This is a genomic window from Chryseobacterium sp. 2987 (assembly GCF_031456375.1).
Lineage (GTDB): Bacteria > Bacteroidota > Bacteroidia > Flavobacteriales > Weeksellaceae > Chryseobacterium > Chryseobacterium vaccae.
The window spans coordinates 388,211-401,007 of the sequence record NZ_JAVDUN010000004.1 but is presented as its reverse complement, the minus strand read 5'-3'; the positions used below and the strand labels follow the sequence as shown (position 1 = coordinate 401,007).

Genomic DNA, 12,797 nt, shown 5'->3' with positions numbered 1-12,797 from the left:
AGTGAGCTTCAATGCTTATAACTAATCATCCTTCTTAGCCCGAACTCAGATTAAATAAAATAAGCCCTCATTTTTGAGGGCTTATTTTTATGGTTTCAATTCTGTAATGTGAAATAAAGAAGTTAACAGGAATTGATTTATTCAATAGTAAAAATGATCTTTTCGGTCTGTTCTTTAAGATCCTCCAGATTAGTGTTGTTATAGATAATACAGTCTGCCAGTCTTATTTTATCTTTTTCAGGCATCTGTTTTTCCATAACAGCTTCTACTTCGCGGTAGGTTTTGCCATCACGGTCCATCACTCTCTTGGTTCTGATATTATCTTCTGCCGTCACTAAAAGAGACTTATAACATTGCCTGTTAAGTTTTAATTCAAACAATAAAGCTGTTTCTTTAAAAACCAGATACTTCGTTTGTTTTTTTACCCATTCCTCAAAATCAATTCTTACTGCAGGGTGAATGATCTCGTTTAATTGCTGGAGCAGATCTTTATTGTTGAAAACTTTTCCGGCAACAAATTTCCGGTCATAAAGACCATCCTTATCATAGGCATCTTCTCCTAATAATTCTTTGATCTTTATTTTTAAATCTTCATTATCGTTGACGATACTTTTTGCTCTGTCATCCGAATAATAAACCGGAAACCCCAATTCTTCAATAAAATGGGCAACCGTTGTTTTTCCTGATCCTATTCCTCCGGTGAGTCCAATAATCTTGGGTGATGGTTCCGGTTCTGCTTTCTGTGTTTCTGAATGTAATTCTTCCATGATTAAAAATTAATATCCAAAAACATCATTAAAACTATAGGTTTCATCAAGCCTTACTCCTTTTTCTGTCATTTTAAGACTGGCCAGTTCATGATGGGCATCGTGTTCAAAGAATAGTAAATATTCATTGTCAATACACTGTTTCAGGAACTTTCCTTTCTCTTCAAGAGTGAGGAGAGGTCTTGTATCATAGCCCATTACATACACCTGGTTAATGTGTCCTGCAGTAGGAATAAGATCCGCAGCAAAGACAATTGTTTTTTCCTGATACTGAATAACCGGAAGCATCTGTTTTTCGGTATGTCCGTCCACAAAAATCACGTCCATTTTCAAATCAGGGGCAAATCCGTAATTTCCTGTTGTAGGAAGTGGTAAAAAGTTGAGCTGTCCGCTTTCCTGCATTGGAATGATATTTTCTTTCAGAAAGCTGGCTTTTTCTCTGGCATTAGGTTCTGTAGCCCATTGCCAGTGGTTTTCATTGGTCCAGAACTGTGCGTTTTTAAAGGCGGGTCTGTATCCCGTTCTGTCATCATTCCATTCAATAGCACCTCCGCAGTGGTCAAAATGAAGGTGAGTAAGGAAAACATCCGTAATGTCTTCTCTTATGAAACCGAATTTTTTTAAATTCTTATCAAGGTTATCATCGCCCCAAAGCGAGTAATGCCCGAAGAATTTATCATCCTGTTTATTACCCAGACCGCAGTCTATCAGGATTAGTTTCTTTCCGTCTTCAACAAGCAGTGAACGGGTTCCCAGTTCAATCAGGTTTCTTTCGTCTGCAGGATTGGTTTTTTCCCACAGACTCTTTGGGACGACGCCAAACATGGCACCGCCATCCAGTTTAAATTTTCCACATTGTATTGGATATAGCTTCATATATATTTTGATTATTATTTCTGTATTAATTTCATTTTTTCAGCAATCTTTGCTCCATAAATATCAGAAGAATTTTCAAGATGTGAAATGATACTTTGAAAATCCCCTTCTTTTCTGTTTTGCGAAAGCTTCTGTTTGATGAATATTTCCGTCGGAATGATCTTCAGCCCAAAAGCCCCTTTCATTTCCTTTTTTACAAATTCCTGTCCCATATCTTTAACCATCATCGGACACTGCTGAAATTTTTCATACTTGGAAGTCAGTTTTTCAAGATGCAGATAAAGCTCTTCAGAGTTCATTAACTGTATTTTTCCATAAATCTGTACCGCTTCATAATTCCATGTTGAAACATTAATATGATCATACCAGCTGCTTGAAATATAAGTATGGGCTCCTAAAAAGTCACACAGTACTTCATCGCCATCCTTTAAAGTCTTTGCCTGAGGATTGGCTTTGGAAATATGAGTTTCAATATAAACATTTTCAGGATCATTTTCGTTAAGCATCATCATAGAATGGGTGGCCCTGATTTTATCCACCGAGGAAATCAATAAAGCAAAAGAATTTTCGCTGATAATTGTTCTCATCACATCGAAATCTTCACTTCTGTATAATTTAGGAATAAACATAAACTAATAACTTCTCATTAACTTTAAACTCTGAAATCTGAACCTTGAACTTAAAACCCTGAATCAGAAAAGTTCTCCCGGATTCTTAGGTCTTGAAATATTTAAATGTTTGTAGGCTTTGTCAGTGACTTCCCTTCCTCTCGGTGTTCTAATAATAAAACCTTCCTGGATTAGGAATGGTTCATACACCTCTTCTACAGTTTCAGGATTTTCTCCGATAGAGGTTGCCAAAGCGGAAATTCCGACCGGTTTCCCTTTAAAATTTTCAATCATGACACGCATGATCTTATTATCCATTTCATCCAGACCAAACTCGTCTACGTTAAGAGAATTCAGGGCATATTTTGTAATGTTGATTTCAATCTCACCATTCCCTTTTATTTCAGCAAAATCGCGTACCCTTCTCAGCAGAGCATTGGCAATTCTTGGAGTTCCGCGGCTTCTTCGGGCTATTTCTATGGCTGCATCCTCATAAATAGTGCTTCCTAAAACTCTTGAACTTCTCTGAATAATCATAGATAAAAGCTCTACAGAATAGTATTCCAGCCTGCTTTGAATCCCGAATCTGGCCAGCATGGGTTTAGTCAGCATTCCGCTTCGGGTGGTAGCTCCTACCAGAGTGAAAGGATTAAGCCCGATCTGTACACTGCGTGCATTAGGGCCGGTTTCCAGCATAATATCTATTTTGTAATCCTCCATCGCAGAATAAAGATATTCTTCCACTACAGGAGAAAGACGGTGAATTTCATCAATAAAAAGAACATCATTTTCCTCCAGATTAGTCAGCAGTCCCGCCAGACTTCCCGGTTTATCCAATACAGGGCCGGAAGTAATCTTGCAGTTTACTCCCAGTTCATTGGCAATGATATTCGCTAAAGTGGTTTTACCCAAACCCGGAGGACCATGAAGAAGAACATGATCGAGAGCGCCACCACGTCTTTTGGCAGCCGATACAAAAACCTCAAGGTTTTCCAACGTTTTTCTCTGACCCGCAAAGTCTTTAAAACTCTGGGGCCGGATCTGCTCTTCCTGCATAAGCTCTTCATGCGAGTAATTTTCCTTATCTGGATGTAAAAAATCTGGCATTAATTCATTTCATTTACTTCAAAGATAGGAAATTTAGAATAAGGTTGAAAGGCAGATTGAGAAAAGCACAGAGACCGGGGCCGGGATGAAAGCAGATCGCGTAATGAGTTTAATATATTGAGATATTTTAAGTATTTTTGAGAGGAAATATTAAAGATTGAACTGTAAATTTAAAATTCTGATTGAGTTGAAATCATGAATCAGGCAGTTCATCTTCTAACCCATAGTCTAAATAAATGAAATTACTAGGACCATTCAGGCAGGTAGTAACACTTGCCAACTTACCATTAAGAGGAAAACTTTCCGATGAGCAACTGGAAATTATTGTTGATGGAGGAATTGTAGTAGATAACAATACTATTCAGAAAATTGGAAATTTTGATACGCTAAGATCAGAAAACCCAACAATAGAAATTGAAAAGATGGGAGGAGAACAGGTTGTTCTTCCTGCCTTCGTAGATTCACATACGCACATCTGTTTCGGAGGAAACAGAGCTAATGATTTTGCAATGCGTAATGCCGGGAAAACATATCTGGAAATCGCTGAAAGTGGAGGAGGAATCTGGAGTTCTGTACAGCACACAAGAAAAGCTTCAGAAGAAGAATTGCTGAAAACATTATTAGAAAGAATCAAATTTCTGGTTGATCTTGGAATTACAACCATTGAAGTAAAAAGCGGTTACGGTCTGGATGTGGAAAATGAATTGAAGATGCTTCGGATCATCAAAAAAGCACAGGAGTCCACTAAAGCTACTTTAGTTCCCACCTGTCTTTCTGCTCATTTAAAGCCTAGAGACTTCGAAGGAAGCAATCCTGAATATTTAGAATACATTCTTACCGAAATTTTACCAAAAGTAAAAGAAGAAAACTTGGCACAGCGTGTCGATATATTTATTGAAAAATCTGCGTTCCAGCCAGAAGAAAGTAAAGATTTCTTACTTAAAACTAAAGACTTAGGTTTTGAAATTACTGTTCACGCAGACCAGTTTACCCCGGGAAGTTCTCGAATAGCTGTGGAAGTAGGAGCAAAATCCGCAGATCATCTGGAAGCAACGGTTGATGAAGATATTCAGTTTTTAGCAGAATCGGATACAGTGGCAACAGCACTTCCGGGGGCAAGCTTAGGGTTGGGAGAGAAATTTACTCCGGCAAGAAAATTACTGGATGCAGGTGCTATTGTAGCGATTGCAAGTGACTGGAATCCGGGATCGGCACCTATGGGGAATTTAATTACCCAGGCTTCTATTCTGGCAACATTCCAAAAACTGACGACGGCAGAAGTTCTGGCAGGAATGACTTACCGTGCTGCGTATGCTCTTAATCTGGAAGACAGAGGGAAACTGGAACCTGGTAAAAAAGCAGACTTTGTGACGTTTAAAACCAATAACTTCCAGAATATCCTTTACAATCAGGGAAGCTTAAGTGCAGAACATGTTTATATTGATGGAAACCTTGTAAAATAAACACTCTTATGGGCATTTTTGATAAAATCCTCGGCAAAAAAGATCCAGGACAGGAAATTCGTACCTATAAAGACTTCTGGAACTGGTTTCAGACCAGAGAGAAAGATTTTTACGAAATTGTGAAAAACAGAGAGGTGTCATCCATTGAAAAGGACTTTTTTGATGTTCTCTCTCCTAAACTGCGCCAGATCAATGAACACTTCTATTTTCTTACAGGGATGTCTGATGATACTACTGCAGAGCTCATCATTACGGTAGACGGAGAAATAAAAAATATGGTTTTTGCTGAAGAATTAATCAATGCTGCCCCGAAGTACAATCATTGGCTGTTTACCGCTTTAAAACCGGCTAAAAATATAGATCATATAGCCCTTCAGATGAACGGTTATGAATTTACACGGGATAATGTTTTCTTTTATTCCAACGAATCGGAAGAATATCCGGACGAAATTGATCTTACATTTGTTTACGAAGGTGTAAATGAAGAAAATAAAGGGCAGATTACCACCGGAATATGTATATTTTTAGACCATTTTTTAGGTGAATTGAATTTCGCAACGCAAATTGATGTATTCAATATCATTGGAAAAGATCAGGCAAAAAAAGAATTGGTTCCTATTGAAAAGCTGAAAGATTTCCTGCTATGGAGAGAGAAGGAATTTACAGAAAAGTATGAAAAGGTAAAAAGAGCTAATGAAGAAGATACATTTTCTGTTCTCAGAGCTACTTTAGGCAATGAAAGACCGCTTATTGCCTGCATGAATCTTCCATTACTACAATATGATGCAAAGGCTTCTTATCCCTGGATTTCTGTTCTTAAATTTCAATATAATGGAGATAACAATGACGGACTTCCTGAAAAAGAAGATTTTGAAAAATTAAGCGATATTGAAGATAAAGCTATTGAAGAACTGAAAGAGAAAGGATATTTGTATATAGGTAGAGAGACTGCTGATAACGTCAAGGAATGCTATTTTGCAGGAAAAGATTTCAGAGAAATTTCTAAAATTTTTAAAGCAATACAAGATAGCAACCCTGAATACAAAGCCTCATTCAGAATCTTTAAAGATAAATATTGGCAGTATTTTAAATATTACAATAATGCCGTTTAACAAAATGCAGAGGAATTTTTCTTCTGCATTTTTTATTCTTTACCCAATTTGTAAGTATTGAAAAATTGTAAAGATCTGTGTCAATTGTGAAATCTGCGGGAAACCTTAAAGCTTTTGTAGATCTTTCATCTGCAGGTTAAGTTTCATTAGATAAGTGGCCTTAAAAGCCGATATCATAAAATCATAAAGTCCTCCATATTTTTCATATTTTCTATAAGTTTTCTTATCTTGCGCCTCGATTAGCGTTGATTTTTAGATAAATAACGCATTTTTCAATAGTTCTTAAGTGCACCGGAGATCCCGGAAAACCTGGATATTTTCTTATTTCTCAGTACTTTTTTACAGCTATATCCCATACCAGGAAGACTTGTCAATACTATAAATTCGAAAATAAAAAAGATGAATTTTCAAAATGTTAGATCTACTTTTAACAAAGGGGTCACTATTCCGAGTTTGCTCTTTATTATAGGAACCTGTTTTTTGTCTGCAGTTTATCCACAACCAACGGAAAATATCCTGAATGAAATCAAACAATTCATATTCGTTAATTTAAATTGGGTGTACGTTTGGTCTGTAACGCTTTTTGTAATTTTCCTGGTATATCTGCTGTTTAGTAAATATGCTAACATTAAGCTGGGAGCGAATGACAGTAAGCCGGAATATTCCTTCTTTTCCTGGATTTCCATGCTGTTTGCCGCAGGAATGGGGATTGGATTAATCTATTTTAGTGTGGCTGAACCCATGCAGCATTATTCTTCAGACGTTTTTGCGGATAATCATTATGTAAGCCGGGCCAAGCAGGCGCAGCTCTATACCTTTTTCCATTGGGGAATCCATGCATGGGCTATTTATGGAGTGGTAGGACTTTCTTTATCTTACTTTGCTTACCGTTACAGGCTTCCGCTTTCATTACGAAGCTGCTTTTATCCCTTGTTAAAAAATAAGATCAACGGAAAATGGGGCAATGCTATTGACGTTTTTGCCTTATGCTGTACTTTCTTTGGAATCACTACCACGCTGGGATTTGGAGTGGTACAGATCAGTTCCGGACTGAATATCCTTCATATTACGCCTGAGAACAGTTTTATGTATCAGATCATCATTGTGGTTACCCTTGTTGCTCTTTCCGTAATGTCTGCCATCTCTGGAGTAGGAAAAGGAGTGAAGATTTTAAGTAATATCAATGTCATTAGTGTGATAGGGCTCCTGATTTTTGTGCTGATATTGGGACCAACAGTATATCTGATCGGAAGTTTTACAGAAGGACTGGGAAATTATATCAATAACTTTTTCAATCTTACCTTCAATACCCATGTTTATGAGAAAAATGCATTGCCATGGTTTTACGACTGGACCATCCTGTACTGGGCATGGTGGATTTCCTGGTCTCCATATGTAGGCTTGTTTATTGCGAGGATTTCCAAAGGGCGTACAATACGAGAATTTATCCTTGCAGTCTTAATATTACCAACGTTGTTCAATTTTATCTGGATGTCCGTATTCGGAAACAGTGCCATTTGGTTTGATTTAAATATTGCCAACGGGCAGTTAAGTCAGTTTGCCACAGATCCGGACGCATTAATGTTCCGGTTCTTAGAGTACCTGCCTTTATCAGAATTTACAGGATTCTTCGTGATTCTTATCATTCTTATCTTTTTTGTTACATCAGCAGATTCGGGAATATTTGTCATGAACAGTATTGCCACCAAAAATGCCGGTAAATCTCCAAAATGGCAGATTGTATTCTGGGGTGTTTTATTGGCTGTTCTTTCTCTTTTACTGCTGAATGTGGGAGGATTGAAAGCACTACAAAGCATGACCTTAATTACAGCATTACCGTTTTCCATTGTAGTAATTCTGTTTATGGTAAGCCTGATGAAAGGATTGGTGATAGACCAAAAATATTATGACAGAAACTTTTCAGTGTCTACTGTTCCATGGTCTGGTGAATTCTGGAAAGAACGTTTAAAAAATATCGTTTCCTTTAAAGATAATGCTTCCGTAGATCATTTCATTCAGGTGAAAGGCAAAGAAGCCTTTACAGAACTGCAGCAGGAATTTGCGACCAACGGAATTAAAGCGCAGATAAATCATGGTGAAAATCCTGTCAGAATAGAAATAGAAATCCATCAGGGGGTTGTGAATAACTTTGTCTACGGTATCGAAAATCAGATAAAAACAGTTTCTGAACATATCATGAATGAAGAAAACCTGCCGGAAATTGATGATAATAAAACCCATTATCCAAGATCCTATTTTGGAGACGGAAGAGAAGGTTATGATGTGCAGTATTTTACCAAGAATGAATTAATTTCTGACGTGCTGAAGCATTATGAACGGTTTTTGGAAATTATTTCAGAAGAACGAAATGAAATGTTCATCAGCAGCAATGCCAATCAGAAAAAAGAATAGAATAAGCTCAAGTTATTCTTATCCTAAATTCTTTGCATAATATATGAACAGAGCTTTTTTATCTAAACAATATTAGCTAGCTTTACTGGATATAATGATGTGACTAAAATTGAATTTTAAAGGATTATGTTTCAAGATATTTGGCAGGGTAGACTGGATGGAGAAGAGCTTCTTTTCCACAGGCTGTTTCAGAGAGTAAAAGATGAACACAATTACGATACTATTTCAACGAATGATTTCGTTATGCACGGTTTTGCCGTAGATGAAGGAGTACGAAGAAATAAAGGACGCCTCGGAGCAAAGGATGCACCTGATGTGATCAGGAAAAATATGTCCAATTTTCCGGTTATTTTCCCTGATTTTTCTTTGCTGGATTTCGGAAATATCACTTGTGAAAACGGAGACTTGGAAACGGCTCAGAACAGTCTTGCTAAAAATGTATCAAAAGTCCTTTTAAAAGGAGGAAAATCATTAGTGCTGGGCGGAGGCCATGAAGTAACTTATGCCCATTATTTAGGAGTGAAAACTGCTTTTCCGGAACAGAAAATAGGGATCATTAATATTGATGCTCATTTTGATAATAGACAGCCGGAAAAAAAAGTAGGGCCAAGCTCCGGAACAGGATTCTGGCAGATTGCACAGGAAGGACCAATCAATTCCCTGCACATAGGAATCCAGAGAAATTCAAACACATTAAAACTTTTTGATACCGCTCATCAGTACGGGATGAAGTACATTCTTGCCGATGAACTCTTTTTTGAAAACCTTCCATCCATTTATCAGCGTATTGACGAATTGCTGGACAACGTAGATTATGCCTATCTTACTATTTGTATGGATGTATTCAATGCTTCCATTGCGCCCGGCGTATCAGCTTCTGCCTACAACGGGATCTTTGCGGATGCTACTTTCATGCATTTTTACAGGCATATCTTAAAAAATAAAAAAGTAGTGTCACTGGATGCAGCAGAAGTAAATCCTTCTTTTGATATTCAGGACAGAACAGCAAGGCTGGCAGCCTGTCTTTTGAATGAATGGTTTATGGTGTAAGAACATATATTGTCTCAATAGAGAAAATCATTATTTTATATAAACTTAAGGAACAAAATTTGTTGCTTTCATGATGCTTTTAAAGAAGAAGCATTAAATAAATTCATTGATTTGAATTTAAAACAGAAATTAAATTATGGAACAGTTAATTGAAAATAAACTTATTAAAGCAGATAAGACATTTTCATCATGGAGAAAAGTGCCGTTTGAAGAAAGACAGAAGCTGATTGCAAAGGCGGCAGAAATTTTAAAAAATAATTCGGAAAAATTTGGAAGGATCATTACTACGGAAATGAATAAGCCCATTTCAGAATCAATTGCTGAGGTGGAAAAATGTGCCCTAATGATGAATTATTATGCAGAGGCAGAAAATATTTTAAAACCTGAAAAAGTGGTGTCTGAATTTGCTTATTCTGAAGTTCATTATGCTCCGAAAGGCGTAATTTTAGGCGTGATGCCCTGGAATTTTCCTTTCTGGCAGGTGCTGAGGTTTGCTGTTCCTGCTATTTTAGCCGGAAATACCGTGGTTCTTAAGCATGCTTCAATTTGTTTCGGAAGCGGAAACGCAATTGAAGAAGTTCTTTTAGAGGCAGGTTTCCCTGAAGGTGTTTTCCAGAATCTTGAAGTAGGACATAAGGCTGTCAAGGAAATCCTTGAACATGATGCTGTAAAAGGAGTGAGCTTAACGGGCAGCGGAAAGGCTGGGGGAGAAGTAGCTTCTATCGCTGGTTTAAATATTAAAAAATCTTTGCTTGAGTTAGGTGGGAGTGACGCTTTCATCATTTTTGAAGATGCAAATCTGGATGAAGCAGCAAAGTCCGGAGTGAAATCAAGACTTCAAAACTGCGGACAGACCTGTACAGCAGCAAAAAGATTTATCATTGCTGAAAAAATTGAAGATGAGTTTTTACCGAAATTCATTGAAGAATATAAAAAATATGAAATTGGAGATCCTCTAAATAAGGAAACCAAATTAGCCGGAATGGCAAGACCTGACCTGGCTGATGAGTTGGAAGCCCAGTTCAACAGGGCGTTGGAAAATGGAGCTGAAATTATTATTCCTCTGGAAAGAATCTCAGAAAACGAATTTAAACCTGGTTTAATAAGGGTTAAGGAGGGAAATCCTATTTTAAAAGAGGAACTTTTCGGACCTCTGGGAATGATTATGACGGCAAAAAATGACGAAGAAGCTTTACAAATGGCGAACGATATTCCTTTCGGACTTTCCAATTCTGTATGGACGGCCAACAAAGAGCGTCAGTTATATTTCATTGAAAATCTTGAATCAGGAACGGTAAACATCAACCGAATGACCAGTTCTGATCCACGTTTTCCATTCGGTGGAAGCAAAGCCTCAGGATATGGAACAGAACTTTCTTTACTGGCTTTAAAAGAATTTGTGACGGCGAAAACCATCGTTGGAAATTAACATGAAGAAAACGGTCTATCCTTTTTTTCTCTGTCTTGGCTTTGGTTTGCTCTCATCACAAAAACTTATTCCAATAGACCGTTATGGGGTGATGACAGATTCTACGGATATTAAAAGCCTTCAGGAAAAATATAAACTTATAGGCATGTTTCAGAAGGTTTCTGGAAAATCGGATGAAAGAAGAGCCAGAGTTTTAAAGGATGGAAATTATAGCTGGCAATGGGGATTTATAGATCAGACCGGTAAAGAAATCATTCCGCCCGAATATACTTCTGCTTCTGCTTTTGATCAATACGGATATTCGAAGGTAAAAATAAATGTTCCCATACACCGTAATTGTAGTGCGGAAAATCTATGTGCAGAAGAAGATACCACACCCATGTATTATTTTATAGATAAAGAAGGAATACGGGTTAGTAATTATTTCAGAGATATAGAAGGTATATCTGATGAGTATTGGATTGGGAAGGGCTATCAAGCTGATCAGCTCATCAGGAAAAAAGATATGAAAGTTCTATATGAATCTGGAACCGATTCCTTTCTTTCCATAGATTCCAATACCTATAAATTATCTGAATATTTTATAAAAGAAAGAAAAAAAGACGGGAAAAGTGATCTGGTAAACCTGAAGGGAGAACATCTCACGAATTTCAGGTATCAGGATATGATTGCGTTTAACAAATTTTATTTCGGACTGGTAGAGAAAGACAAAAAGTATACATGGTATCTGTTAAACAAAGATTTTCAGCCTTATGGAGAAGACACTCACACAGAAACAAGTTTGTTAAGCTACAGCTTTAATGGAAATACAATCGCTTTAGAACAAAAGAGTGGCTCATTTTTAGTCAATGAAAAAGGCGAAATTATCTCTGAAAAATATAAAAGAATTTTGAAAGCAGGGGATTTCTATGAAGCTTTGAAAGGAGATTCTGTAGGTTTAATCAATAAAAAAGGTCAACCTGTAACTCCTTTTAAATACCATCGGGCAGACTTGTATCAAAACCGGTTTATTCTTTTATCCACCTATAAAGACAATAAAACTATTGTTAATGTTTATGACCCGGAAACCAACAGGGTATTTGATGAGTCATTCTGGATGCCCGGTAAAAAATATATCGTTGCCGGACATAATAAAAATTTTGGGATCAGAAACTCCAATCTGAAAATAATTATTCCCCAGATATACAAAAGACTGGCTCCGCTGGGAGATACAGGGTATTTTCTGGCCATTAATAAGGAGGGGAAGAAAGGATTGATCAATCATAAAAATAAGGTGATTATTCCTTTTATATATGATGAAGGCTTTTTCGATATTGCTTTTGATTTCATCGTTCCGGATAAAGAAGAAGATAAAAAAAATATTGGAAAATATTGGATTCTTTTTAAAAAAGATGGAGCTTCCGGAATCCTTAATTATAAGAGTGAAGTCATAATTCCATTTGAAAATCATAGCATAAGCTCTTTTTCTGATCCATCTGTAGCCGTGATCTGGAAAGATAAAAAAGTGGGCGTTATGACAAGAAATAAAAAAGTTATCCCTTCAGAATATGACCGCTATCAAAGAGGGAATGATGATAATGGATATTACTTTTTTATTAAAGATGAAAAGTTAGGAGCGGTAGATGAAAATAATAAAGTGATTATTCCTTTTGAAATGGAAGATGTTCAGGAGGTAGAGGAAGGCTTTTATGCGGAAAGATATTTTGTACTCAGAAAAAGATTTGGGTATTCACTGATACAGAAAGACGGGGAAGAGTATTATCCTGGTGTTTTTGATTATGAACCTCCTGCAATGAAAGAAGGCATTGGCTTTTTTGACAGGCGAATTTTACTGGACATCTATAAGAATTCAATAAAAGCATCTGAACTGAATTATAATTTTGACGAAGAAGACTTTAGATAAAACAAAAACTCCCGGAAGAAAATACCCCGGGAGTTTTTTATGCTTTGACAAAAAGTAGCTTTGCCTATTG

10 protein-coding genes are annotated in these 12,797 nt (G+C 36.9%); 6 read left to right on the top strand and 4 right to left on the bottom strand.

Features of this window, described 5'->3' with window-relative positions; translation table 11 throughout:
• Nucleotides 1-137 precede the first annotated feature (137 nt).
• From coaE to ruvB, 4 genes are all read right to left on the bottom strand, one after another.
• Complete coding sequence (gene coaE, locus J2Y40_RS14610; RefSeq protein WP_309999719.1) at nucleotides 138-767, bottom strand: dephospho-CoA kinase; 630 nt, start codon at nucleotides 765-767, stop codon at nucleotides 138-140.
• A 9-nt stretch (nucleotides 768-776) separates the two neighbouring features.
• The gene (locus tag J2Y40_RS14605) at nucleotides 777-1,643 is read right to left on the bottom strand and encodes an MBL fold metallo-hydrolase (protein ID WP_153395890.1); all 867 of its coding nucleotides are present in this window, start codon (nucleotides 1,641-1,643) and stop codon (nucleotides 777-779) included.
• 14 nt (nucleotides 1,644-1,657) lie between these two features.
• A complete protein-coding gene (locus J2Y40_RS14600) occupies nucleotides 1,658-2,272 on the bottom strand; it encodes an FMN-binding negative transcriptional regulator (protein WP_153395888.1) in 615 nt (204 codons plus the stop codon).
• A 63-nt stretch (nucleotides 2,273-2,335) separates the two neighbouring features.
• Nucleotides 2,336-3,358, bottom strand: coding sequence for a Holliday junction branch migration DNA helicase RuvB (ruvB, locus tag J2Y40_RS14595; RefSeq protein ID WP_153395886.1), 1,023 nt, complete (start codon nucleotides 3,356-3,358; stop codon nucleotides 2,336-2,338).
• A gap of 236 nt (nucleotides 3,359-3,594) precedes the next feature.
• Between ruvB and hutI the strand changes: the two genes are divergently transcribed.
• The 6 genes from hutI (at nucleotide 3,595) to J2Y40_RS14565 (ending at nucleotide 12,727) form a co-directional block, all read left to right on the top strand.
• Nucleotides 3,595-4,821 carry an imidazolonepropionase gene (gene hutI / locus J2Y40_RS14590; protein ID WP_309999715.1) on the top strand — a complete coding sequence of 409 codons (1,227 nt, stop codon included), beginning with the start codon at nucleotides 3,595-3,597 and terminating at the stop codon, nucleotides 4,819-4,821.
• A gap of 8 nt (nucleotides 4,822-4,829) precedes the next feature.
• Entirely contained in the window at nucleotides 4,830-5,933 is a 1,104-nt protein-coding gene (locus J2Y40_RS14585) for a DUF695 domain-containing protein (protein ID WP_153395882.1), read from the top strand.
• 399 nt (nucleotides 5,934-6,332) lie between these two features.
• On the top strand, nucleotides 6,333-8,345 hold the full coding sequence (locus J2Y40_RS14580) for a BCCT family transporter (protein WP_309999713.1): 2,013 nt from the start codon (nucleotides 6,333-6,335) through the stop codon (nucleotides 8,343-8,345).
• A gap of 126 nt (nucleotides 8,346-8,471) precedes the next feature.
• The gene (gene hutG / locus J2Y40_RS14575; protein WP_153395878.1) at nucleotides 8,472-9,395 is read left to right on the top strand and encodes a formimidoylglutamase; all 924 of its coding nucleotides are present in this window, start codon (nucleotides 8,472-8,474) and stop codon (nucleotides 9,393-9,395) included.
• Nucleotides 9,396-9,531: 136 nt separating this feature from the next.
• Nucleotides 9,532-10,824, top strand: a complete 1,293-nt coding sequence (locus tag J2Y40_RS14570) for an aldehyde dehydrogenase family protein (RefSeq protein WP_309999710.1) — start codon at nucleotides 9,532-9,534, stop codon at nucleotides 10,822-10,824.
• A 1-nt stretch (nucleotide 10,825) separates the two neighbouring features.
• Nucleotides 10,826-12,727 (top strand): WG repeat-containing protein, encoded by a 1,902-nt coding sequence (locus J2Y40_RS14565; protein WP_309999708.1) that lies wholly within the window; start codon nucleotides 10,826-10,828, stop codon nucleotides 12,725-12,727.
• The last annotated feature ends 70 nt before the right edge of the window (nucleotides 12,728-12,797 follow it).

Coding starts and splice junctions, on each gene's coding strand:
- ruvB (WP_153395886.1), bottom strand. CDS start 3,358: ATGCCAGATTTTTTACATCCAGATAAGGAAAATTACTCGCATGAAGAG.
- hutI (WP_309999715.1), top strand. CDS start 3,595: ATGAAATTACTAGGACCATTCAGGCAGGTAGTAACACTTGCCAACTTA.
- coaE (WP_309999719.1), bottom strand. CDS start 767: ATGGAAGAATTACATTCAGAAACACAGAAAGCAGAACCGGAACCATCA.
- J2Y40_RS14565 (WP_309999708.1), top strand. CDS start 10,826: ATGAAGAAAACGGTCTATCCTTTTTTTCTCTGTCTTGGCTTTGGTTTG.
- hutG (WP_153395878.1), top strand. CDS start 8,472: ATGTTTCAAGATATTTGGCAGGGTAGACTGGATGGAGAAGAGCTTCTT.
- J2Y40_RS14570 (WP_309999710.1), top strand. CDS start 9,532: ATGGAACAGTTAATTGAAAATAAACTTATTAAAGCAGATAAGACATTT.
- J2Y40_RS14580 (WP_309999713.1), top strand. CDS start 6,333: ATGAATTTTCAAAATGTTAGATCTACTTTTAACAAAGGGGTCACTATT.
- J2Y40_RS14585 (WP_153395882.1), top strand. CDS start 4,830: ATGGGCATTTTTGATAAAATCCTCGGCAAAAAAGATCCAGGACAGGAA.
- J2Y40_RS14600 (WP_153395888.1), bottom strand. CDS start 2,272: ATGTTTATTCCTAAATTATACAGAAGTGAAGATTTCGATGTGATGAGA.
- J2Y40_RS14605 (WP_153395890.1), bottom strand. CDS start 1,643: ATGAAGCTATATCCAATACAATGTGGAAAATTTAAACTGGATGGCGGT.